Source organism: Nitritalea halalkaliphila LW7, assembly GCF_000265075.1.
Lineage (GTDB): Bacteria > Bacteroidota > Bacteroidia > Cytophagales > Cyclobacteriaceae > Nitritalea > Nitritalea halalkaliphila.
Map to the genome: position 1 here is coordinate 14,965 of NZ_AJYA01000003.1, position 21,912 is coordinate 36,876.

The 21,912-nt window shown below is 48.9% G+C and carries 20 protein-coding genes and 4 pseudogenes; 17 read left to right on the forward strand and 7 right to left on the reverse strand.

Going from position 1 to position 21,912, the window contains the following annotated elements; genetic code table 11:
* Nucleotides 1–44: 44 nt before the first annotated feature.
* From msrA to A3SI_RS18740, 3 genes and pseudogenes are all read right to left on the reverse strand, one after another.
* Nucleotides 45–583 (reverse strand): annotated as a pseudogene (gene msrA, locus A3SI_RS23485) (peptide-methionine (S)-S-oxide reductase MsrA); the annotation flags it as partial.
* The gene (locus A3SI_RS01935; RefSeq protein WP_009053389.1) at nucleotides 580–1,293 is read right to left on the reverse strand and encodes a dienelactone hydrolase family protein; all 714 of its coding nucleotides are present in this window, start codon (nucleotides 1,291–1,293) and stop codon (nucleotides 580–582) included. The gene A3SI_RS01935 and the pseudogene msrA, both read right to left, overlap by 4 nt.
* Complete coding sequence (locus A3SI_RS18740; protein ID WP_009053390.1) at nucleotides 1,194–1,478, reverse strand: hypothetical protein; 285 nt, start codon at nucleotides 1,476–1,478, stop codon at nucleotides 1,194–1,196. The genes A3SI_RS01935 and A3SI_RS18740 overlap by 100 nt, the downstream gene beginning before the upstream one ends.
* 163 nt (nucleotides 1,479–1,641) lie before the next feature.
* On the opposite strand from A3SI_RS18740, the gene A3SI_RS01940 reads away from it, so the two are divergent.
* The 5 genes from A3SI_RS01940 to A3SI_RS22030 all read left to right on the forward strand — a co-directional run bounded on the left by A3SI_RS01940 (nucleotide 1,642) and on the right by A3SI_RS22030 (nucleotide 6,823).
* A complete protein-coding gene (locus tag A3SI_RS01940) occupies nucleotides 1,642–4,335 on the forward strand; it encodes a M14 family metallopeptidase (RefSeq protein ID WP_009053391.1) in 2,694 nt (897 codons plus the stop codon).
* 438 nt (nucleotides 4,336–4,773) lie between these two features.
* On the forward strand, nucleotides 4,774–5,697 hold the full coding sequence (locus A3SI_RS01945) for a hypothetical protein (RefSeq protein WP_009053392.1): 924 nt from the start codon (nucleotides 4,774–4,776) through the stop codon (nucleotides 5,695–5,697).
* Nucleotides 5,697–6,143: a type II toxin-antitoxin system VapC family toxin gene (locus A3SI_RS01950; protein ID WP_009053393.1), complete on the forward strand. Its 447-nt coding sequence runs from the start codon at nucleotides 5,697–5,699 to the stop codon at nucleotides 6,141–6,143. Before A3SI_RS01945 ends, A3SI_RS01950 begins: the two co-directional genes overlap by 1 nt.
* A gap of 184 nt (nucleotides 6,144–6,327) precedes the next feature.
* Nucleotides 6,328–6,666, forward strand: a complete 339-nt coding sequence (locus A3SI_RS01955) for a hypothetical protein (protein ID WP_009053394.1) — start codon at nucleotides 6,328–6,330, stop codon at nucleotides 6,664–6,666.
* A gap of 7 nt (nucleotides 6,667–6,673) precedes the next feature.
* The gene (locus tag A3SI_RS22030; RefSeq protein ID WP_316929040.1) at nucleotides 6,674–6,823 is read left to right on the forward strand and encodes a hypothetical protein; all 150 of its coding nucleotides are present in this window, start codon (nucleotides 6,674–6,676) and stop codon (nucleotides 6,821–6,823) included.
* Nucleotides 6,824–7,053: 230 nt separating this feature from the next.
* On the opposite strand, the gene A3SI_RS01965 is transcribed toward A3SI_RS22030, so the two are convergent.
* Both A3SI_RS01965 and A3SI_RS01970 read right to left on the reverse strand, forming a co-directional pair.
* On the reverse strand, nucleotides 7,054–7,554 hold the full coding sequence (locus A3SI_RS01965) for a CPBP family glutamic-type intramembrane protease (RefSeq protein ID WP_040669811.1): 501 nt from the start codon (nucleotides 7,552–7,554) through the stop codon (nucleotides 7,054–7,056).
* Nucleotides 7,555–7,819: 265 nt separating this feature from the next.
* Complete coding sequence (locus A3SI_RS01970) at nucleotides 7,820–8,455, reverse strand: peptidylprolyl isomerase (protein WP_156810120.1); 636 nt, start codon at nucleotides 8,453–8,455, stop codon at nucleotides 7,820–7,822.
* A 236-nt stretch (nucleotides 8,456–8,691) separates the two neighbouring features.
* On the opposite strand from A3SI_RS01970, the pseudogene A3SI_RS01975 reads away from it, so the two are divergent.
* The 12 genes and pseudogenes from A3SI_RS01975 (at nucleotide 8,692) to hisB (ending at nucleotide 20,491) form a co-directional block, all read left to right on the forward strand.
* Nucleotides 8,692–9,641, forward strand: a pseudogene (locus tag A3SI_RS01975) (arginase).
* A gap of 15 nt (nucleotides 9,642–9,656) precedes the next feature.
* Nucleotides 9,657–11,443 (forward strand): annotated as a pseudogene (gene argS / locus A3SI_RS01980) (arginine--tRNA ligase).
* Nucleotides 11,444–11,448: 5 nt separating this feature from the next.
* A complete protein-coding gene (locus tag A3SI_RS01985) occupies nucleotides 11,449–12,033 on the forward strand; it encodes a glutathione peroxidase (RefSeq protein WP_009053398.1) in 585 nt (194 codons plus the stop codon).
* Nucleotides 12,034–12,112: 79 nt separating this feature from the next.
* Complete coding sequence (locus tag A3SI_RS01990; protein WP_009053399.1) at nucleotides 12,113–13,033, forward strand: 1,4-dihydroxy-2-naphthoate polyprenyltransferase; 921 nt, start codon at nucleotides 12,113–12,115, stop codon at nucleotides 13,031–13,033.
* Between the two features lie 69 nt (nucleotides 13,034–13,102).
* The gene (locus tag A3SI_RS01995) at nucleotides 13,103–13,957 is read left to right on the forward strand and encodes a universal stress protein (protein WP_009053400.1); all 855 of its coding nucleotides are present in this window, start codon (nucleotides 13,103–13,105) and stop codon (nucleotides 13,955–13,957) included.
* Nucleotides 13,958–13,967: 10 nt separating this feature from the next.
* Nucleotides 13,968–14,324 carry a translation initiation factor gene (locus A3SI_RS02000; protein WP_009053401.1) on the forward strand — a complete coding sequence of 119 codons (357 nt, stop codon included), beginning with the start codon at nucleotides 13,968–13,970 and terminating at the stop codon, nucleotides 14,322–14,324.
* Nucleotides 14,325–14,379: 55 nt separating this feature from the next.
* Complete coding sequence (locus A3SI_RS02005; RefSeq protein ID WP_050977317.1) at nucleotides 14,380–15,051, forward strand: SGNH/GDSL hydrolase family protein; 672 nt, start codon at nucleotides 14,380–14,382, stop codon at nucleotides 15,049–15,051.
* 338 nt (nucleotides 15,052–15,389) lie between these two features.
* Nucleotides 15,390–15,887, forward strand: a complete 498-nt coding sequence (locus A3SI_RS02010) for a phosphatase PAP2 family protein (RefSeq protein WP_009053403.1) — start codon at nucleotides 15,390–15,392, stop codon at nucleotides 15,885–15,887.
* 272 nt (nucleotides 15,888–16,159) lie between these two features.
* Nucleotides 16,160–17,020: an ATP phosphoribosyltransferase gene (gene hisG / locus A3SI_RS02015; RefSeq protein ID WP_009053404.1), complete on the forward strand. Its 861-nt coding sequence runs from the start codon at nucleotides 16,160–16,162 to the stop codon at nucleotides 17,018–17,020.
* A gap of 19 nt (nucleotides 17,021–17,039) precedes the next feature.
* Nucleotides 17,040–18,327, forward strand: a pseudogene (gene hisD, locus A3SI_RS02020) (histidinol dehydrogenase).
* Nucleotides 18,327–19,394: a histidinol-phosphate transaminase gene (gene hisC, locus A3SI_RS02025; protein ID WP_009053408.1), complete on the forward strand. Its 1,068-nt coding sequence runs from the start codon at nucleotides 18,327–18,329 to the stop codon at nucleotides 19,392–19,394. The pseudogene hisD and the gene hisC overlap by 1 nt, the downstream one beginning before the upstream one ends.
* Nucleotides 19,391–20,491 carry a bifunctional histidinol-phosphatase/imidazoleglycerol-phosphate dehydratase HisB gene (hisB, locus tag A3SI_RS02030; protein WP_009053409.1) on the forward strand — a complete coding sequence of 367 codons (1,101 nt, stop codon included), beginning with the start codon at nucleotides 19,391–19,393 and terminating at the stop codon, nucleotides 20,489–20,491. The genes hisC and hisB overlap by 4 nt, the downstream gene beginning before the upstream one ends.
* A 113-nt stretch (nucleotides 20,492–20,604) precedes the next feature.
* Here hisB and A3SI_RS02035 read toward each other — a convergent pair whose 3' ends face one another.
* Both A3SI_RS02035 and A3SI_RS22035 read right to left on the reverse strand, forming a co-directional pair.
* Nucleotides 20,605–21,483 (reverse strand): 1-acyl-sn-glycerol-3-phosphate acyltransferase, encoded by an 879-nt coding sequence (locus tag A3SI_RS02035; RefSeq protein ID WP_316929042.1) that lies wholly within the window; start codon nucleotides 21,481–21,483, stop codon nucleotides 20,605–20,607.
* The gene (locus tag A3SI_RS22035; protein ID WP_316929041.1) at nucleotides 21,423–21,746 is read right to left on the reverse strand and encodes a hypothetical protein; all 324 of its coding nucleotides are present in this window, start codon (nucleotides 21,744–21,746) and stop codon (nucleotides 21,423–21,425) included. Before A3SI_RS22035 ends, A3SI_RS02035 begins: the two co-directional genes overlap by 61 nt.
* Nucleotides 21,747–21,912 lie beyond the last annotated feature (166 nt).

Consider the following 21,912-nt stretch of genomic DNA (forward strand, 5'->3'; position numbering starts at 1 on the left):
TTCTTTTTATAATAATCCTGATGATAGCTTTCTGCAGGGTAGAACTTGCCCACCTTCTCGATAGGCGTCACGATCGGTGCATCGAAGATACCTGAAGCAGCTAGGCGATCACGGGAAGCTTCGGCTACCGCTTGCTGCTTCTTGTCATGATAGAAAATCGCAGAGCGGTATTGCGGACCGCGGTCCGCAAAGGAGCCTCCGCATCCGTCGGGTCAAACTGCTGCCAGAAAACATCCAGCAGCTCAGCGTAGGAGATCACTTCCGGGTCAAAGGTCACCTGCACAGCCTCATAATGCCCCGTCTGTCCACTAGCCACTTGCTCATAGGTAGGATTTTTTTCTTTGCCCCCCGTGTAGCCGGAGATCACCTCCAGGACGCCCTCCAGCTCCTGCAGCGGGGCCTCGATGCACCAGAAGCAACCTCCCGCGAGGGTGGCGGTTTCCTGATAGCGCGTGTCATAGCTGGGTTTTTCGGGTATGGCCTTCTCCTGCGTGGCCGAGCTGCCATTTCCGGAGCAGGCCAGCGTTAATCCTGCCGTCAGGCTGAGCAGCAGAGACCAGGAATAGTGAAATCGCTTTTTCATGATAATCCAAATGTATTTTTCAAATAATCCATTGCTTTAGCATACGCATCGGCCGTCGCCTCCGGATCAAATCGCGGATTCGAGGGGTTGGCAAAACCATGTATGGCATCGTAAATCGTGTAGTCGAGCCCCTTACCGGCCTCCTGCATCTTTGCTGCGAAATCCTCGATGACCTCTTGGGAAATCGCTGTCTCGGTAGCAAAAAGCCCCAGCACATCGTTGTTTAAGGCTTTTAACGCCTCCACATCCCGCACGGGCATGCCATAGTACATGACTGTACCTACCGTTTGCTCGGCTGTCAGCAGGGAAGCTTTTAGGGACCAGGCCCCACCGAAGCACCAGCCCAAGTGGGCGATTTTGGCCCCTGGGCCCGCATAAGCTGCCGCCCCCTGCACGATGGCCTGTAAGCGTTCTTCTTTCCTGCCGCTCATGAGCACGCGCGCCTCCTGCGGCTGATCGGTCACCTCACCATCGTACATGTCCACCGCTAAAACGTGCACCTGTCCCCCCAGGTCGCGGTGCAGCTTTTCGGCCTCTTCCATGATATTTGCATTCAGCCCCCACCATTCCTGGTACACAAAAAGCCAGAGCGCGGAAGGCTTTTCCGCTTCTAAGTAATACCCTTGGGCCTCGCCCCCCTCCGCAGCGAAACGGATCCGTGTTCCCGAGTTGGCAGGCTGCGCGGGCTTCGGGCTGGGGTGCAATGCCAAAATTCAGGATCGTTAAACAGGGCGCGCATGTCCCCAGCGATGGGGTGACAGAAGGTCATGGCTGCATCCAGAGGCAGCGCTGCTGTCGGGGTCGTTTCGGTGGCCACTGGCTCCGAGCGCTCGAGCAGCTCGAAAGTCCCCCAGCTGGTCAGCAGGATCAAAAGTGAAATAAGGTATGTTTTCATGGCATTTTCTTTTGGAAACCCCACTGGCCCTGTAGAGGTTTAGCCGCGTATGTAAATTCTCCATTGCCTTTTACATGAACATCTCGCCGACTGGCCTAGAATTTTTGGATGCTGCCGCCTCGGACTGTACTTTTATCCTTTAAACATTGCAGCTATGAGATATATGTTGACACTCCTGCTCCTTTGGGTTTGGCAGGGCGCTATCGCGCAAAGGGTCCCCAGCCCGGAAGCCCATTTCGGTGCTCCTATCGGAACGGACTACACCTTAGTGACCTATACCGCTACCGAGGCCTACTTTCAGGCGGTGGCCGCAGCCTCCGAGCGGGTGACGCTCCTGGACATTGGGCCGACGGAGGAGGGCCGACGCATGCCGCTGATGGTGGTGACCAGCCCGAAGAATCAACAAAATATCGCACGCTATAAAGAAATCTCTCAGCTCCTCGGCCGTGCGGAGATGGACGAACAGGCCGCTCGTGCACTCGTGAAGGAGGGCAAGCCGGTCGTCTGGATCGATGGGGGCTTGCACTCGACCGAAACGGTGGCCAGCCATCAGCTTATCGAGACCCTATATCAGCTGGCGAGCCGCGAAGATGAGGAGACACTCCAGCTGCTCGACGATCTGATCATCCTTTTAGTACACACGAATCCGGATGGACAAGAAATCGTCACCGACTGGTACATGATGCCCGAAGACGTAACCAAGCGTAATATGCGTACGCCATACATGTACCAAAAGTATGTGGGCCACGATAACAACCGCGATTTTTTCATGAACAATATGAAGGAGTCGACCAATATTTCCCTGCAGCAGTACGTAGAATGGTTGCCGCAGATCATCTATAACCATCACCAGACCTCGCCGGCGGGGACAGTAGTGGCGGGACCTCCGTATCGGGATCCCTTTAACCATGTGTTCGACCCGCTGATTATGACCAGCTTAGACGGGGTCGGGGCAGCCATGATTAACCGTCTACATGTAGAGGATAAGCCGGGGTACACCCGTTTAAGCGGGTCCGTATTTTCCTCTTGGTGGAATGGCGGGCTGCGCACCACGCCTTACTTTCATAACATGATCGGGATTTTAACGGAGACCACGGGTGGGCCGACGCCTTCGGAGATTCCTGTGGTGCCGGACCGTTTGATTCCCACGCATGCCACACCCTATCCTGTGGAGCCGCAGCCTTGGAACTTCCGACGCTCCATCGATTATTCTGTATCCATGAACTATGCGGTGCTGGACTATGCGCGCCGAAATGCAGATGCGCTTTTGTTTAACTTTTACAAGATGGGTCGTAATGCTATCGACAGAGGAAATAAGGACCACTGGACGAAATATCCGAAGCGGGCAGCTGCTGTAGAGGAGGCTTACCGGGAGGGGCGCGCTGCCGCGCAAAGTGGTGGCGGTAACACCTTCCGCAGGGGAATCGATAAGGGCTACTTCGCGTCTGTTTTTCAGGATCCGGAGCTTCGTGATCCGCGGGCCTATATTTTATCCGCCGATCAGACGGACTTTCCACGTGCCACAGCCTTTATCAATGCACTGCTAAAAAGTGGGGTGCTCGTGCACCGCGCCACGGCAGATTTTCAGGCAGGAGGCAAGCAGTATCCGAAAGGCTCTTTTATCGTGAAGACGGCGCAGGCCTTTCGTCCGCATGTACTCGATATGTTCGAGCCGCAGGATCACCCAAATGATTTTCAGTATCCGGGAGGCCCTCCTGTTCGCCCCTATGATGCGGCGGGATGGACCCTTGCCTTTCAGATGGGCGTGGAATTCGATCGTTTCTTAGAAGGGGTAGAGGGTCCTTTCGAGGCGATTCCTTATGGCGAGCTTCAGAACCCGCTACAGACTGCTGTAGCCAGTAATGCTTCCGGCTATCTCATCGATGGCCGCCAAAACGATGCCTTTAAAGCAGTAAACCAGTTGATGGCCAAAGGCATGCGTGTACAGCGTATACAGGAGCCGAGCGGGGAGCTCCCTGCTGGCAGCTTCTTCGTCACCGGCAAGGGTCAGGACATTGCCGCTCTCACCAGTACCATGGGACTCCGCGTGCAGACCGGCCGTGCGCCTGCAGGAGCCAGCAGTGTGAAAAAGGCACGTATCGGGCTATTTGATTACTATGGCGGCTCCATGCCGAGTGGCTGGGTACGCTGGCTGCTGGAGCAGTATGCCTTTGATTTTGAGGTTGTTTACCCGCAGGATATCGATGCGGGCAATTTGAATAAACGCTTCGATGTCTTGTTGTTCATCGGTCCGGGCATGCCGGCCGTAGGCCAAAGCACAGGCAGTGGGGCGCAGTTAAACCCTGCTGACCTTCCGGCGGAGTACCGCAAATTAGTAGGCGCCCTCACCGTGGAGCGTTCTGTTCCCGCGCTCAAGCAGTTTATGGAGAGTGGGGGCAAGGTAGTCACTGTGGGTGCGGCCTCTAGTTTGGCCATGCACTTAGGACTTCCGGTGGAGGATGCCCTGGTGGAGGTATTGCCTGATGGATCGAAGCGTACGCTCCCGGGTGACAAGTACTATATCCCGGGCAGTATTTTGCGTGCAGAGTTGGATGAGCGCCATCCTGCTAACTGGGGTATGGGAGCTACGGCTCAGGTGGTGGTCAACCGCAGTCCGGTATTCCGCTTAACTCCGGAGGCGCAAGTGCAGGGCCTTCAGCCGCTGGCCTGGTTTGGCGAGACATCGCCTTTGATAAGCGGCTGGGCTTGGGGAGAGGGCTACATACGAAATGGTGTGGCGGCTTTTCATGCGCCTGTCGGCAAAGGGGATTTAGTGGTCTATGGCCCGGAGATTACCTTCCGTGCGCAGGCGCACAATACCTTCAAGATGCTGTTTAATCATCTGTACACGAAGTAAAAATAGTTTGATGAGGAATGCCTTAGGACGGTACTCTGCTTAGGGTTTCCTTGTGCTGTGGACGCTCACGGGAGGTAGTATTATTTGTGTAAATCGCTTATGTGCCACGCTAAGTGTGGTGCATAAGCGATTTATTTTATTGGGGTTTTGTAAGGTGGAGCTGGTGTTTTTTAGGGGAAGGATTATTTTTTTAGCATGTTGAGCGCTCCATTGAGGAAGCGTTATCACGGTATTTTTTTACCGCTCTGCGCTATTCGTTTTCAGGCTACATGACGAGAGTTTTGAAACTTAGGCGTATATTTACTAAGAAAATATGCTAAAAAAAGGCGATCTTAGGCTTTAGTATCGGGGCTGGGTATCCGAAGTGTCCGAGCAAAAAGGTACGATTGATGTTTTTGAACGGACTGATATTTATTTTTAAACATAGAAGAAGGAACTATGAAATATAAACTTAAAATTGAGCACGCTCAAGATAAAAGTGGCAGTATTGATCTCCAGAGATTGGTTACCATCGCTGAAAGTCTAAGGAAAATTTCAGAAGGGGCACTTCAATTAAGGTTAAAAGGACTCAGTAAAGCTAAAAAGACCATAAAGCTGAACGAAGCCTTGAAGGTTTCCTTGACAGGAATCCAAGAAGGAAGTACTATTCTATGTTTAGAATCAGAGAAGTTTGAGAAAACCCTACCAGGTTATCAAACAGATTTTTTTATGCTAGAACATCAGCAAGAATTACCTCAAAAAACTCCAATTACCTTGTTTGTTGAATCTTTTGAAGAGGCTTTGACTAATGCTGAAGAAAGTGAATTATTGGACAAACCCTTACTCAAGGAATTATTCAAATTCAAAAAATCTTTCTTAAAAGATGATGAAGTGTTCTCCATTCAAAATGAAGGATCATTTCAAAATCTGACCTTAAAAAAATCTGATTTCAGAAAAATTCAAATAGCTGAGGAAGAAATACCACAGCCTGAATCAGCCGTGATCAATGGTATTATTGAAGAATTAACTTACAGCAAACTAAAAGTAAAGATTCAAACGAATGAAGGCATTGTGGAGGGATTCCTTTCCGAGTCTGTAAATCCTGAAGAAATAAAAACCTGGTGGGGCAAGGAAGCAACCATTACTGGAACTTTACATTACAAAAGCGGGAAGAGAACTGTCTTTGAAATTGAAAGAATTTTTGAATCGCAACCTGGTGATGAATTCTTTTCAAAAAAACAAAGACACGAAAGTTTGGAAGAACAAATCCAAAGACAATTACAAGAAGGTAAGCAAAACAACCCTTTGCGTATGCTTGTAGGAACCTGGCCTGGTGAAGAGACGGACGAAGAATTTGAGGCAATGCTAAATAATCTGGATTAGTGAAGAGGGTATTGTTAGACACATCTGTTATTCTTCATTATATGCGAGATGATGAACTTTCCAGAAACTTAGAAGCAACTTATCATCTAGTCAGTGATCCAAGCAAAATTATTTTATTAACAGCTATTTCTATTGGTGAAATAGAAGGCTTTTTCTTAAGGAAGAGCTACGGTGTAAAGCAAACTGAAAGATGGAGAAAGCTCGTTGAAAAATCCATTATTTTAAATATTGATGGAAAAGATAATAAGCTGATGAAAGCTTACGCCGAAATTCAGGCTTTTTGTCAGAGCAACCACCCAGCTTTAAAGCCAGGTAAATCTAAAACGATAGAGCAAAATGATATGTGGATTGCAGCTATTGCCCATGTGACCCAAGCCACTTTGTTTTCGAAGGACTCTGATTTTGAACATTTAAATGGTGTATTTGTAGACTTAGTAAGAGTATAGAAAAAATGAGGGAGCTAAAACAAGGTTAGATTGAAGATATTGGATCATAAAAAGATACTCATTCGTAACCCTGAATTTTAAAGAGTAGTTCAACCATTAATAATCTCTTTTAGTTACTTTCTTTTAACTGGCTACGTACAGAGGCCAATTTAAATACAAAGAGTAGTTCATCGAAGCGGAAGATATGATTCATTACCACAAAAAAGTTTTCAGGCCTGTCCAAAATTCGGAAAATGGAGAAACAAATGAGCAGACGCTCTTTTATTATGAGCAGGAGGGGAATATACTTACGGCTAGTTATGCTGGCGGAGCTATCGTTAAGGGTCAGTTGATCGGTTTAGTGGATACAGACGGTACAATAGAGATGCGTTACCAGCAGATAAATCAGAGTGGTCAACTGATGACGGGCAAATGTGTTTCCAAGCCAGAAATTCTTAAAAATGGGAAAATCCGTTTACACGAAGATTGGGAGTGGACATCGGGAGACCATTCTAAGGGGCAGTCTATAATCGAAGAAGTGTAAATTGGGTATGCTTGCGAAAACACCAAAACCACCTTATTACGCGGTGATTTTCACCTCTGTTTTAGAGGAACATCGTGAAGGCTATGCTGAAATGGCAGAATTAATGCTTGCTTTAGCCCAGGAGCAACAGGGTTTTCTCGGTCTGGAAAGTGCCTGAGGAGCTCTGGGGATAACTGTTTCGTACTGGGCCGATTTAGCCTCTATAAAGCAATGGAAGCTAAATTATGAACACCAACTTGCGCAAAAAAAGGGGCGTTCGGACTGGTATAGCTACTATAAAGTAAGGATTTCGCTGGTAGAACGCGAGTACGAATTTGTAAAGAATCCAGATGCTATAGGCTAGAAGCGCATTGTTTCTTTTTCTTTTTAAGGACTAAGAATACCTCTTTAATAAAGTACTTCATTCAGTGTTAAAATGGAGAGGTTAAACAGTCCGTGCGTTAAAATCGCGTAGCCGAAGCCGTAACGGACGCGAACATATGAAAAAACAAGCGCTGCGGGAAACAAACAGATCACGAGGATCAAGCTTGCCAAGCCAAGGGATACATCGCCCACATTAGGAATATGGACAAGGCAAAAGAGTAAGGCGCTACTCAAAACAAAGAACCGAAAAGCAGTTGTCGACTCTTTCTTATGCCTCCCGAAGTGCATTAGAAATCCAATAAATAAGACGAGAAAAAAACTACCCAGATAAAGGTCTATCCCACCCACAAAGAGGAGTGCTACGCCAATATGAGTGATATACTTGTAGCTATTATTTCTTTCTAAGGCATAACGAAAAACGCTTTCTTCCATAATGGGTGCAAAAAGCAGAGCAAAAAGCAAAGAAAGCCAGTCCAATTCCAATAGAGATTGCTGATATCCATCTACTCCCAGTGCAGCGGCCAAAGGATCCCCTACGGCATAAATGAAAAAGAAAACTACAAAAACGAAGGTAAAATAAGGATCTTCATTTTGTAAAAAATGGGCTGATGTGAACTAGCACATCAGCCATATGAGATAACTTATTTGCAGGCTCCAGCCGCCCCCCTAATCGGCTCGATAGTTTAGCTAGTAGTACCATGTGTGCCGATCAAGCATACCGTAAAGAAAGGCTGGTTCCGTCTGAGATAGGGGACGGAAGAAAAAAAATCACCGCAGGGCTTGCCGCTGTTCATTCCCCTTTTTCCAAATAGGTTTGTAGTTCCGCTTCTGAGAGGTAGAGGATGCGGACATTCAGGGTAATGGGCTTTAGAGGTTCATCCTGCGCATCTCTTTCCACGGCCACCATTTGGTCCACGACCTCCATTCCTTTTAACACATGCCCGAAGACTGTGTAGTCACCATCCAGCCGATGCAGGCCATCCTCAGCTTGCACGATGTAAAACTGGCAGCGCGCAGAGCGCTTTGCGGGATTACCATCCCGCCCCGCCCCTAAAGCGCCGCGAACGTGCCCGATTCCCTTTTTTATTTCGGGGTCCAAGAGGTATTCGGGGTCATTAAACCCTTGCGGTGTGTCGGGACAGCCGGCCTGTGCGACGAAATTCGGGATGACGCGGTTAAAGCTCAGGCTATCCCAGTAGCCGGCGCTGGCTAAAGCGATGAAGCTGGCCTTATGCTGGGGCGTCTCGTCGTATAAGGTGAGCAACAGGGTGCCCAGCGGCGTGCTGATTTCGGCGTAAGCATCTTTCTTTTTATCCTGTGCCCAACTAGAAAAAGGGACTACACAGAGGAAAAGAAGGCCGAGAAGAAAAGCAATAAAAAGGCGTTTAGAAAAAGGGGCGGGAAGGAGTATGTAAAATGAATTCATAGCGACCAAGGTACTGAAATTCATGCACGAATAAAAGCCATACAGCGCCTTGATTTTACCGTTCGTACGCTTTCTGTGTGCGCTACTGGCCTATTGTGTCGGGTAAAGTGCTGTGGCTGGACAGAAAATTAGAAGGAATGAAACGCTTTTTTTCGGGTATAGCGAAACTTTATAGTATTTTTGCCCAGCTTTTCTGTAGCTTAAAACAGCTAAAAACCCAAATATTCCAAGGAGTTATGCGAAATATCAATTTAGTAGAGGTGAAGTCAGAGCTTGCGGCCGGAACCAGAGGTGCCAGCTTGGGCATCGATGCCCTTAAAATCGCTTCTTTAGATAAGGCCTCGAACTTCTTCACGGAATTCGAGCCGATTCATGTGCAAGATGCCAATAGTTACCTGTGGAGAGGAAATAACTTTCCACATGCCAAATATATCGACGGGGTGTATGAAGTGCTTAAAAACGTGTATAACACGATAGAGTCGCTACGCCTCAAAAAGATTTTTCCGATCGTTTTAGCGGGGGATCACTCCACGGCGGCGGGCACCATCATGGGCATCAAGGCAGCCGATCCAGAGAAGCGCCTCGGGGTCATTTGGATAGATGCGCATGCGGATCTGCATACCCCCTACACCACTCCTTCGGGAAATATGCACGGCATGCCGCTAGCGATGTGCATTCAGACCGATAACCTGGAAGCTAAGGTCAATGATCCATCTCCAGAGACGCTGCTCTACTGGGAAAAAATTAAGAAAATAGGGGGAGAAGCCCGAAAATAGCGGCTCAAGATATCGTGTTTATCTCTGTGCGCGATACCGAGGAGCCAGAGGATTTGCTGATCCAGCAGCATGGCATCCGCAACTTTACCACGGAGGAGGTGCGCGCTAAAGGGGTGAGCCAAATAGCCGCTGAGGCGCTGGAAACGCTTCGCGACTGTGAGCAGATTTATATTTCCTTCGATGTGGATAGCCTGGACAGTTCCATATCGGTAGGCACAGGCACTCCCGTCCCTAATGGGCTTACCGTGGAGGAGGCTATCGCCCTAAATGCTGCCCTGATCCAAGATAAACGCGTCTGCTGCTGGGAAATCGTAGAGGTAAATCCCACCTTAGACACTGAAAATACCATGGCTGAACATGCATTCGATGTATTAGAGGCCACCACACAATCGTTAGTTACGCACTTTTAAACTTGCACGATACGCATGGCAATAGAATTAGAACTGGCAGCCGCCGTCCGCGAAGCCCTAAGCGCAGTCTTTCAAATCGAGGCGAGCGCGGAGCAAGTGGCCCTCGGCCCCACCCGAAAGGAATTTGAGGGGGATTATACCTTCGTGGTCTTTCCTTTCCTGAAACAAAGCAAAAAGAGTCCGGAGCAGACGGCCACGCTCCTTGGCGAGCACCTGGTACAAGAGAGTCCCTTGGTAGCCAATTTTAACGTGGTTAAAGGCTTTTTGAATTTGTCCCTCGCACAGGATACTTGGACGAGCACCTTCCGCAAACTTGCGGCGGATGAGCCCAGTCCTTTTCCTGCGAATGGCCAAAAGGTAATGGTCGAGTATAGCTCGCCGAATACCAACAAGCCCCTGCACCTCGGTCACTTGCGCAATAATTTCTTGGGCTTTTCGGTGGCGAATATTCTGGAAGCTAATGGCTACACGGTCATCAAATCTAACCTGGTAAATGATCGCGGAATCCATATTTGCAAGTCCATGGTCGCCTACAAGCGCTTTGCCGAAGGCGCACACCAGAAAGCAGTGGCCTGAAGGGAGACCATCTGGCGGGACACTATTATGTGCGCTTCGATAAGGAGTATAAAGCTGAAATTCAGTCGCTTATAGACTCAGGTAAAACAGAGGAAGAAGCGAAAAAGCAGGCGCCGATCTTGCTCGAAGCTCAGGAGATGCTGCGCAAGTGGGAAGCTGGCGATCCGGAGACTGTGGCGCTTTGGAAGCAGATGAACGATTGGGTGTATGCCGGGTTCGAGCAGACCTATGCGACGATGGGAGTGGCCTTCGATCGCTATTATTATGAGTCAGATACCTACCTTTTGGGGAAAGATATTGTGGCCGAGGGCTTGGAAAAAGGAGTGTTTACCCAGCGTGCTGATGGCTCCGTATGGGTGGACCTGAGCGATGAGGGGCTGGATGAGAAACTGGTCCTTCGGGGTGACGGTACCTCGGTGTACATCACGCAAGATATGGGGACTTGCGACCTGAAATACCGCGATTATGGCATTGATAAGTCCGTTTATGTGGTCGGAAATGAGCAGGACTACCACTTCGATGTCCTTTTTAAAATCATGCGTAAGCTGGGCCGTCCTTACGGAGAGGGCCTCTACCACTTGTCCTACGGCATGGTGGATTTGCCTACCGGCAAAATGAAATCGCGGGAAGGCACGGTGGTGGATGCAGACGATCTGATGCAGGAGATGATCGAGACAGCGCGGCAGCACACAGAGGAGCTTGGAAAAATCGATGGCTTCGACGCTGAGCAGGCTGAGGAGCTGTACCGCATGCTGGGGCTGGGTGCATTAAAGTATTTTCTGCTGAAAGTAGATCCGAAAAAGCGTATGCTCTTTAACCCGCAAGAATCCATCGAGTTTCAGGGCAACACAGGGCCATTTATTCAGTATGCCCATGCTCGCATCGCCTCGATTTTGCGCAAGGCCGCACAATTAGGACTTAGCTTTGAGGCAGCGCAGTGGGAGAATCTGGCGGAAGTGCAGGAGCCCGAGCAGCGCCTTATCGGCTTGTTAAATGCTTATAAAAAACGTCTCAAGCAAGCCGGACAGGAGTACTCTCCCGCCATTATCGCGCAGTATTTATTTGATTTAGCGAAGGAATACAATCGTTTCTATGCGGAGCTGCCGATATTCAGTGAGGAGAATCCGCAGGCGCAGGCCTTCCGGGTGGCGTTATCCGCGCAGACGGCAAAAACAATTCGCGCAGGGATGCAGTTACTAGGAATAAATGTCCCTGAAAGGATGTAAAAACGATGAAGCACTACTGGATATTATTGTTGAGCCTTTTTGCGGTAGCCTGCCAACCCGGCGGTGCTTCCGAACAAAACACTGCTGTGGAGCAAGCCTCCCTGATCACGATGAACATGGAAAAAACGATTTACGATTTTACGCTGAATGACATCGACGGGAAGTCGGTGAGTCTCGCAGATTTTAAGGGCCAAAAACTGCTTTTGGTGAATGTAGCGTCGAAATGTGGGTACACCCCGCAGTATGAAGATCTGCAAAATCTCCACGAGCAGTACGGCGATAAGGTGACTATTTTGGCCTTCCCGGCGAATAATTTCGGCGGACAGGAACCGGGCACCAATGAGGAAATCAAGCAATTCTGTGCCACCAATTATGGTGTGGGCTTTCAGCTCTTCGATAAAATTTCTGTGAAAGGCGCAGACAAGCACCCCCTGTACCGCTGGTTATCTGATAAAAACATGAACGGCTGGAACAATCAAGAGCCCACATGGAACTTTTGCAAATATTTGGTAGATGAAGAAGGCTCTTTAGTGAAATTCTTCCCTTCTTCTGTGAATCCGATGGACGAGGAAATCATCGGTTTACTCTAAATTACGCAGTTTATATAAAAAACCTGCTCTTCTTTTTGATTAGCAGGTTTTTTATTTATTTTCGACGAAATAAATTTTAGTGAAAACGGCCTTTACTTCGAAAAAGCAGGCTTGGCTCCATGCTTTACGCTTGCGTACACTCCCTTTAGCCCTTTCCAGCATCCTTTTGGGCTCTATTTTTGCACATCAGGAAGACCAGTTTCAGGGCATCCTCTTCCTATTGGCCGCCCTCACCACGATTTTCTTACAAATATTATCGAATCTCGCGAATGATTATGGGGACACCGTCCATGGTGCCGACAGCGCTTCGCGCAAAGGTCCTGTTCGGGCCGTACAGTCCGGTTTGATTACACTCCCGGCGATGAAAAGGGCCATGTATCTGTTCGCTGGGCTTTCGCTGCTAACAGGCCTAAGCCTGATCTTTCTGGCCTTGCCTGATTTAAAACAACTGTTTCTTTTTTTCGGGCTGGGCCTACTGGCCATCTATGCGGCCATCACCTACACTTCGGGGAAAAATCCGTATGGCTATATCGGCTTGGGAGATCTATCGGTCTTCGTGTTCTTCGGCCTGCTGGGTGTAGGGGGCACCTACTTTCTGTACACGGGGACGCTCAACTGGTCCATTTTATTACCTGCTACTAGTTTAGGGTTTTTTAGTACGGCGGTTTTAAATATTAATAATATTCGCGATATTGAATCCGATGAGCAGGCGGGGAAGCGCTCCATCCCAGTGCGTATCGGCAGGAGAAATGCCGTTATCTACAACTGGGTGCTGATTGTCGGTGGAAACATGGCCTTACTTTTGTACGTGTTTATTAGTGAACAGTACATGCTTCTGGCCGCGTGGGGGACGCTACCGGTGATGGTCAGCGTGGGACGAGGGGTGCAGCGCGAGCATGAGCCTGCTTTACTAGACCCGTATTTAAAGAAGATGGCGCTGAGCACGCTCTTTTGGGTGGTGCTTTTAGGAGCTGGCTACCTGGTCGATCGCATGGGCTAAACCTTTGCCGGTAGGCAAAAACCCCGAATAGCAGACATAAAATTGAACCAAACACAACATGATACCACTATGAAAACATTACTTGTTCCTTTTGATTTTTCCGAAACAGCCACTTTTGCCTTGGATTTTGCGCTAGAACTGGCCGAAAAATCGGGTGCTGCGCTGCATGTCCTGCATGTGGTAGAAGTGCCTGCCAACTATACCTTAAACACCATGGGGGGTGGGGTGGACCCGAATGCCTCCGAGATGGAGCAAGTGTATTTCGTCGAATTAGTAGAGAAGCGGAAAAAAGATTTGGCCGAATTAAGTGCCAAGTATGCAGATAAATCCTTTGCGTTTGTGACCAAGTTGCAGCTAGGAAGTCCATTTTCAGGCATTTCAAAGGAAATAGCCGAAGTGGAAGCGGACATGGTTATCATGGGCTCACGCGGCAGTAGTGGGCTGGAGGAGCTCTTAATCGGCTCGAACACAGAAAAAGTGGTGCGCTATGCTAAGTGTCCTGTGCTGACGATCAAAGGGCCAACAGCGCTTGATAGTTTGAAAAAGATCGTGTATGCGTCCGATTTCACAGCCAAGAAAGACGCCGTTATCGGTCAGCTGGTGGACCTACAGCAGACGCTTGGGGCGGAACTCTACCTAGTGAAAGTAAATACACCGAGTGCTTTCGAGAGCAGCAGGACCTCATTCGAGAAAATCGAGGCATTCATCGAGCAGCACGAAATTCAGCATGTAACCGCAGAAATTTACAACAGTCCCTCGGAGGAAGAGGGCATCGTGGACTATGCACAGGACATCGACGCGGATCTGATCGCTTTAGGCACGCATGGGCGTACAGGCTTCCTGCACCTCTTAAGCGGTAGCATCGCAGAGGACGTGGTAAACAGTGCGAAGCGTCCGGTGTGGACGATGAAGATACAGAAGTAAACCCCTGATTATGGCGAAAAAAAAGACGAACGATTGGAAAAAGCGGGAGGGTGTGGTGTATAGTACGGACTCCAGCTTTTCCTTTCAGGAGGCATCAGAAGAAGATACAGCAGAGCTGGCACCCGCTCAGCAGCAGTTACGCATTTGGCTGGACACGAAAAGCCGTGCTGGAAAAGCAGTTACCGTCGTGAAGGGCTTCGTAGGGCATGAGCTGGCGCTCAAAATGCTAGCAAAAGAGCTCAAAACCGCATGTGGCGTAGGAGGAAGCACGAAAGACGGTGAAATTCTCATTCAGGGAGATCACCGCGAAAAGGTCTTGAAGGTGTTAGTGGACGCCGGCTATAAAGCCAAAAAAGCGGGCGGTTAAGCGGGGGAGATGCTGTTTTATCAATTGGGTTTTTATCTTTTTTTTATTGGGGCTATTGCCTGTTCTGTGGCCGCTACGTCGTCAGGGTGAGGCGCTGCGCAAGCGTGTGCTGCGGCTGAAGCCTCAGTCAGAACAGCTGGTGTTGCCTGGAAAGGATTGGCGCCGTGTTTTGGTTATAGGAGAGTCCACTGCTGCGGGCGTGGGGGCGAGTAGTGCGGAAACGACCTTTGCAGCTTGTCTGCACCGTGCCTTAGACACAGGGTATGGCGTGGTCAATGTCGGTAAAAATGGCTTGCGCGCGGTTGGATTGCCAACTTTATATGCGAAGCATCGCTTAGAGGAAGAGCGCTTCACGGCTATCGTTCTGCTGATCGGTGCTAATGATTGTTTTCGTCTGAGCTCCCCGCAGCGTTATTATATCCACATGATGGAGTTTATGCAGCAGCTGCGTGCAGCACATCCGCAAACACCTATTTTATTATTGGATTTGCCTCCTGTGCACCTTTTTCCCGCGCTCGCTGGTGTGCTTGCTAGGGTGATGCGTGTGCAGCGCGGTCTTTTAAGGGCCACCACGCTGAAGCTACTCCGGTTTTTGCCGCAGGCGCGGTTCATTCCTTATCCCGAGGCCTTTCCGCCAGATTTTTTCGCTAGTGATGGGGTGCATCCTTCCGATGCGGGTTATGCGGCCATGGCCCAAGTCTGTGCCAAGCAGATTAAGGCGCTTTAATAAATTAATAAAGTAGTGGAAGCAGGGGTTAGATAATGCAGCGGTTAGCCTATGGCGAAAGGAGAGAAAAAAGAAAAGGGTAACACAATATGCTTACCCTTTTGCCATAAAAATTGAACCACAAACTAAACCTTTATATTCAAGACTCTTGCATCTTTATATAAATGTACAGGGATAAACGAAGTCTTCCTTTTGATTGGATTTCTTTAACTGTAAAAAAAATCAAGGGAAAAGAAAAAATAGTTTTAAGTTGACTGAAAATCAATAAAATAAATTTAGCAAAAATCATCAGTTTTCTAGGTCACCCCTTACTTTATGGCTGGCTGTATGCCTGGGTGATGGCGCAGGCGACCTTAGGGGAGTCCGAGGCGCGGGCGGTACTCCTAGGGGTTAGTTTTGGAATCGTGCTGCCCATTTTTTTACATAATGGCTATAAGGTGTGGAGGGGGAGTTACACGAATTTTGATGTTTCGAACCAGCAGCAGCGTCGGGCATTTTATCCTTTCGTGTTGGGCTTATTTGGTGTGCTCTTGGTGCTTTTTTTTGTTTTGGGGCTCAGCCCCAAAGTGCTGGTCAATACCTCGCTATTTACGGCCATGTTAGTCGTGTTCGCGGGGGTAAATGTTCGGCTGAAGGCCTCTTTACATATGGGTGCCTGTTGTTATTTTGCCTGTGGCATCGCCTCGGTGTATCCCATTTTAGGCTTGGGTTTATATAGTGCTGGTATTGGGGTAGCTTGGTCACGGCTGGCGCTGGGTCTGCATAGTAGGGCGGAAGTGCAGGTGGGCATGCTGGTCGGGACAGTTTTCGGCCTACTTTCTTTAGCCTTGGTGTAAAAAAGGGCCTTATATCCATGAATTATTCGGCTGAGTGGGTTTGGTTGGATGTAGAAGCGGTTAAATTTGTAACACTATGAACAGCGGATTAGTCTTTTTCTTTTCATCCACCCCCTTAAGCAGCACTGCGCATGCTTCTGTTCATGTTTGGCATCATTCCTCCTAAGGAGGAATTATTTTTACATATCGCCCCACGGTGGTTTTTGGCACATGTGCCCACACCCCGATTCATTAAAAGAAATTCAAGCTTTTACATCCAATTCATATTCTAGATGAACCAAGTTATTCGTATAGCCGTCCAAAAAAGCGGTCGTTTAAGTGAAGATTCGCTCAAGTTAATAAAAGAATGCGGTATCAAGTTTTACAATGGTACTGGAAAACTGAAATCTACTTCCACGAACTTTCCCATAGAGTTTTTATACCTGCGCGATGATGATATCCCCGGTTATGTGGCCGATGGGGTGGCAGATTTAGGCATTGTGGGCCAAAATGAGTTGGTGGAGAAGGACAAGGAGGTGCAGGTGATCAAGCCTCTCGGTTTTTCGAAGTGTCGCCTGTCGCTGGCCATTCCGAAAGGGGAGAGCTACGAGGGTTTGAGCTATTTTCAGGGCAAGCGTATCGCTACTTCCTATCCCAAAATTTTAGGCGATTTTTTACGGGACGCGGGCATTCAGGCGGAAATTCATGAGATTTCAGGCTCGGTGGAAATTGCGCCAAGCATCGGTTTAGCGGCGGGGATCTGCGACATCGTCAGTTCAGGATCTACGCTGATGATGAATGGCCTAAAAGAAGTGGCGGAGATTTTCAAGTCTGAGGCGGTGCTGATCGCACATCCAGATCTGTCTGCCGAGAAGCAAGAGACGGTGGAGAAGCTGCTTTTCCGTATGAATGCGGTGCAGACGGGCAAAAACAACAAGTACGTGCTGCTGAATGCGCCGAACGAAAATTTAGAAAAGATTACAAGCCTGCTGCCGGGGATGCGAAGCCCGACGATTTTGCCATTAGCGGAGGCAGGTTGGTCCTCGGTGCATTCGGTGATCAACGAAGAGACCTTTTGGGATAAAATAGAAGACCTGCGTGCGGCGGGCGCTGAGGGCATCCTCGTGGTGCCGATAGAAAAAATGATCGTATAAGACCTTTAGTTCTTTATTTATGAAAATATTCATTCACCCGGCCCGGAAAGAGTGGGGAAAGCTGCTGGCAAGACCGGTACAGAAAACGAAAGACATCGAAAAGGTCGTGAAGCCTATCTTTAAGAAGGTAAAGCGACAGGGGGATAAAGCGCTGATCAAGTTGGCTTTAGAATACGACCATGTGGCCATAGAGGAGCTGCTGGTGCGCCTGAGGAGTTCGCAGAGGCACAGGGACAGGTGCCGGAGGCGTTACAGGAGGCGATTCGCACCGCAAAGGCCAATATAGAGGCCTTCCATGCGGCGCAGGTGCAGGCTCCGCTGGAGTTAGAGGTGCTGCCGGGTGTGCACTGTTCGCGTCGTTCGGTGCCGATTCAGCGTGTAGGGCTTTATGTGCCAGGGGGTACGCTCCCTTATTTTCTACGGTGTTAATGTTGGCCGTTCCGGCCAAATTAGCCGGCTGCCGAGAAGTGGTGATTTGTACGCCTCCCAACAAGGAAGGAAAGGTACATCCTGCCATTTTGTTTACGGCGGCACTGATCGGAGTAGATAAAGTGGTCAAGGCGGGTGGTGCTCAAGCGGTGGCGGCCATGACCTATGGCACGGAAAGTGTCCCGCAGGTGGATAAGATTTTCGGGCCTGGCAATCAATATGTAACGGCTGCTAAGCAGCTGGCTACGCAAAAAGGGGTGGCCATCGACATGCCGGCAGGCCCTTCAGAGGTGCTCGTGTATGCGGATGAAAGTGCGGAGCCTGCTTTTGTGGCGGCTGATCTGCTTTCTCAAGCGGAGCATGGCATCGACAGCCAGGTGGTGCTGGTAGCTTCTTCAGAGAAAGTGACACAGCGTATTTTAAAGGAAGTGGAGCGTCAGCTACAAAAGCTTTCGCGTAAGGAAATTGCGCGTTTAGCGCTGGAAAATTCTGTGGCCATCGTGATGCCAAATCCGGATAAGGCGCTGGATCTGATTAATTTTTATGCGCCGGAGCACCTGATTATTTGTGTGGCACATGAAGAAGAGGCAGTGGCAGGAATCGTGAATGCGGGTTCTGTCTTTATCGGAAATTACACGCCGGAGTCTGCGGGAGATTATGCTTCTGGTACCAATCATACGCTGCCTACCTACGGCTATGCACGTAATTATAGTGGGGTTTCTTTAGATAGTTTTGTAAAGAAAATCACCTATCAGAAAATCACAGCGGAGGGAATTCAAATCTTAGGACCCACTGTGGAAATCATGGCGGAACATGAGCTGCTGGAGGCGCACAAAAATGCGGTGACGGTACGCTTAAAAAGTTTGAAAGACAAGTGATGGAGGTTACAGCGCTATTAAGACCACACATCGCGAAGCTGAGTCCCTATAGCTCGGCACGTGATGAGTATTCAGGAAAGGAAGGGATTTTTCTGGATGCTAATGAGAACCCTTTTGGAGACTGGGTGGACGGCAAGTATCATCGCTATCCAGATCCGTATCAGCAGGCGATTAAGGAGAAGCTAAGCGCCCTAAAAGGGATTCCTGCGCAACGGATTTTCTTAGGAAATGGCAGTGATGAGGCTATCGATCTTTTGATTCGCGCCTTTTGTGAGCCGAACCGTGACGAGGTGCTGCTGTTACCGCCTACCTACGGCATGTACGAGGTGAGCGCAGGGATAAATGCAGTAGGAATTCGCCGTGTGCCATTAACGTCTGATTTTCAGCCTGACGTGGCTGCAATTCAAGCGGCGGTGCGTCCAGAAACGAAAATGCTATTCCTTTGCTCGCCTAATAATCCTTCCGGGAATAAAATGGAACGCAGTGCACTACGCCAATTGATTAGGGAGTTCCCTGGAATTGTAGTGGTGGATGAGGCGTATATCGACTTTTCTGATGAACCGAGCTTTATTACTGAGCTGGATGATTTCCCAAATTTAGTGGTTATTCAGACCTTTTCGAAGGCTTGGGGATTAGCCAACTTACGTGTGGGTATGGCCTTTTCTTCTGAGGCACTCATTCGCGTGCTCAACTTAATCAAGCCTCCTTATAACATCAGCGGGCTGACGCAGGAAAAGGTTTTACAAGCCTTAGAACAGGCAGAACAGCTGGATGGGCATGTGAAGTCACTTTTAGCGGAGCGTGCCTTCTTGGAGAAAGCCTTGGAACGCTCTGAGTTTGTGGAAAAGGTGTTTCCTAGTCATGCCAATTTTATATTATGTAAGCTCCCCCACGCGAGGGCTGTGTATGAAGGGCTGTTGAAGCAATTCATCATCGTACGGGATCGCTCGAAGGTACTTCTTTGTGCGGATTGTTTACGGATTTCCGTAGGAACACGAGAAGAAAATGAAGCGTTTTTAGCCGCTTTCGAGCAAGTGGCGGGCACATTAGCAGCAGAGAAATTATGAAAAAGCGAGTCTTATTTATAGATCGAGACGGCACCATCATTCAGGAGCCACCGATCGATTTCCAGGTAGATAGCCTGGAGAAGCTACAGTTTTATCCCGGAGCGATTACCTTCTTGCGCAAGATATGCGAGCATTCCGATTTTGAGTTGGTCATGGTGACCAACCAGGATGGCCTCGGTACGGCTTCTTTTCCCGAAGAAACATTTTGGCCGGCGCACACACGGATGCTCGACACCTTAGCAGGAGAGGGGATACACTTCGCTGCTATCCATATCGACAAGAGTTTTGAGCATGAGCAGCTGCCCACCCGTAAGCCGGGAATAGGGATGTTGACAGCTTACCAGTCGGAAGACTATGACTTAGCGAATTCCTATGTGATCGGCGATCGCTTGACAGACGTGCAGCTAGCCGAAAACTTAGGGACTCAAGCGATTTTCATCGGGAAGGAGCCTGCGGCAGGTGCGGCGCTGAGCACTGAAAGCTGGGAAGATATTTACCGTTTCTTGGTATTTCCTGCACGGACGGCAGTAGTGGAGCGCAAAACCTCCGAAACAGAAATCCATATCGCTTTAAACTTAGACGGGCAGGGGCGCTGCTCTATTTCGACTGGGCTGCCTTTCTTCGACCACATGTTAGAGCAGCTGGGCAAGCATGGTGGTGCGGATTTAACTATTCAAGTGAAGGGTGATTTGCATATCGACGAGCATCATACGATAGAAGATACGGCCTTAGCACTCGGGGAGGCCTATTTGAAGGCGCTGGGTAATAAAAAGGGAATTTACCGCTATGGCTTCTTACTGCCTATGGACGATGCTTTAGCGCAAGTAGCCATTGATTTCGGGGGAAGACCTTGGATGGTGTGGGACGCCACCTTTAAGCGTGAAAAGGTTGGAGATATGCCTACGGAGATGTTTTTTCACTTCTTTAAGTCTTTCTCAGATACGGCCAAGTGCAACTTGAACATGCAGGTCTCTGGCGATAATGAGCATCACAAGATTGAAGCCTTGTTTAAAGGGCTAGCGCGTGCCATCAAGATGGCCGTTCGCCGAGATGAGCACGCCCTGCAGGTGCTTCCTTCCACAAAAGGAGTCTTGTAGTGGGTTACGGTGCAAGGAGATGAGTAGGACCGCTTGTAATAGGCGGCATGAACGCCAAAAGGCATGAAAAATAAATAGCGCCCCATTCTAAATCGGATGGGGCGCTGATGCGTTTAGTCGGCAGTTTGAAATTCCAGTTGATTGATGACGGGCTGTGCGTACATTTTGAGGTAGCTTTCTTTGGCTAGGGGATCCTGCTGGTCCACATTTTTCGTGAAGCGCTCGATAAAGAAAGTCCGTTCTGCGTCGCTGTACTTTTCTCGAAACTGTTCGGTTCCATGCAGCAAGTCATAGGCGATGTACTTGGTGGGCCAAAGCCGGTAATTAGAAATAATGGTTTTATCGATCAAGGCCGCTAACGCATTGAATTGCCTGTTGGCACCTTTTTCTTGTTCGCCGATACGGGCGATTTCTTCATTCAGGACAGGTCCGAGGGCGATATGGATGCGTTTTTTCATGCCAATTATGCCGGAAAGCAAGGAAATGAAATCCTCATTTTCTCCTTTGACATAGGGCTCAGAGCGGAGCTTGGCGAGGAGTTCGGGCATTTTCAGGGCATCCGTAGGATCGTATTCATACGACATGGAAACGGGCACGATGTTTAGGCGAGCCATGTAGTCCATCTCACTCATGCCCTCTGGCGCCGACATGGCGATCATTTTTAGAACCCCCTTATGTGTTTCATCATGGCCATCCTTGGTACGTCCCTCGCGCTGCGCAATCCACACGGAGCGATTTTCCCGCCAGAGCGACTGCTGGATAAAGGCTGAGATCACCTTACTTGACTCTAAAAGCTCCCGAGCGGGTAATTTACGCTTGACGGTGAAATTGCGTGTGAGTCGGGAGAGGGTCTTGAGAAAAGGCTTTTTTATCAGGTTATCGCCGATAGCGGAGGTCGTCATGGCCTGACCACTTTCGAACAGACATTTGTTCAGCAGCGAGGTATCCAAAATGATATCGCGGTGATTCGAAATGAAAAGGTAAGGTGTAATTTTTTCAAGCTGCTCGAATCCTGAGACTGCCTAAGGCCTTCTGAACTCACCTCTAATATCCGCGTGAGGGCAGGGTAGATAAAATTGATCTGAAAATCCCGAATAGAATAGCAGCGTAAGAGCTGGCTCTTCCAGGTTTCATCTGGCATTTCGGGAAAGGTAAAGTTCATGATAGACTTTAGCATGGGATGATCGATGATCTCCCGAAGTGCATCATTTACTTCCGTATCGTAAAAAGGTCTGATCTCTTCAAACGTAGACATTAGGCGTGACTTTAAACCGCAAATTAAGAAAAATAAAAGGCTTCATCCTTACTTCTAGGATGAATGAGCAAAAATCGGGCTTAAAAGTGAGATTTTTATTATTTGCAATCATTTTCGCGGTCGGAAAACCTAAAATCTCCTCAGCTTAAAACCAGATTCCCCTAAA

Excerpts from the sequence above, each read along its gene's own strand:
- A3SI_RS02010 (WP_009053403.1), top strand. The coding sequence starts at position 15,390 with ATGGCGCAGGCGACCTTAGGGGAGTCCGAGGCGCGGGCGGTACTCCTA.
- A3SI_RS01970 (WP_156810120.1), bottom strand. The coding sequence starts at position 8,455 with ATGAATTCATTTTACATACTCCTTCCCGCCCCTTTTTCTAAACGCCTT.
- A3SI_RS18740 (WP_009053390.1), bottom strand. The coding sequence starts at position 1,478 with ATGAAAACATACCTTATTTCACTTTTGATCCTGCTGACCAGCTGGGGG.
- A3SI_RS01995 (WP_009053400.1), top strand. The coding sequence starts at position 13,103 with ATGAAAACATTACTTGTTCCTTTTGATTTTTCCGAAACAGCCACTTTT.
- A3SI_RS02000 (WP_009053401.1), top strand. The coding sequence starts at position 13,968 with ATGGCGAAAAAAAAGACGAACGATTGGAAAAAGCGGGAGGGTGTGGTG.
- A3SI_RS01955 (WP_009053394.1), top strand. The coding sequence starts at position 6,328 with ATGATTCATTACCACAAAAAAGTTTTCAGGCCTGTCCAAAATTCGGAA.
- hisG (WP_009053404.1), top strand. The coding sequence starts at position 16,160 with ATGAACCAAGTTATTCGTATAGCCGTCCAAAAAAGCGGTCGTTTAAGT.
- A3SI_RS01985 (WP_009053398.1), top strand. The coding sequence starts at position 11,449 with ATGAAGCACTACTGGATATTATTGTTGAGCCTTTTTGCGGTAGCCTGC.
- A3SI_RS01945 (WP_009053392.1), top strand. The coding sequence starts at position 4,774 with ATGAAATATAAACTTAAAATTGAGCACGCTCAAGATAAAAGTGGCAGT.
- A3SI_RS01940 (WP_009053391.1), top strand. The coding sequence starts at position 1,642 with ATGTTGACACTCCTGCTCCTTTGGGTTTGGCAGGGCGCTATCGCGCAA.
- hisB (WP_009053409.1), top strand. The coding sequence starts at position 19,391 with ATGAAAAAGCGAGTCTTATTTATAGATCGAGACGGCACCATCATTCAG.
- A3SI_RS22035 (WP_316929041.1), bottom strand. The coding sequence starts at position 21,746 with ATGTCTACGTTTGAAGAGATCAGACCTTTTTACGATACGGAAGTAAAT.
- hisC (WP_009053408.1), top strand. The coding sequence starts at position 18,327 with ATGGAGGTTACAGCGCTATTAAGACCACACATCGCGAAGCTGAGTCCC.
- A3SI_RS22030 (WP_316929040.1), top strand. The coding sequence starts at position 6,674 with ATGCTTGCGAAAACACCAAAACCACCTTATTACGCGGTGATTTTCACC.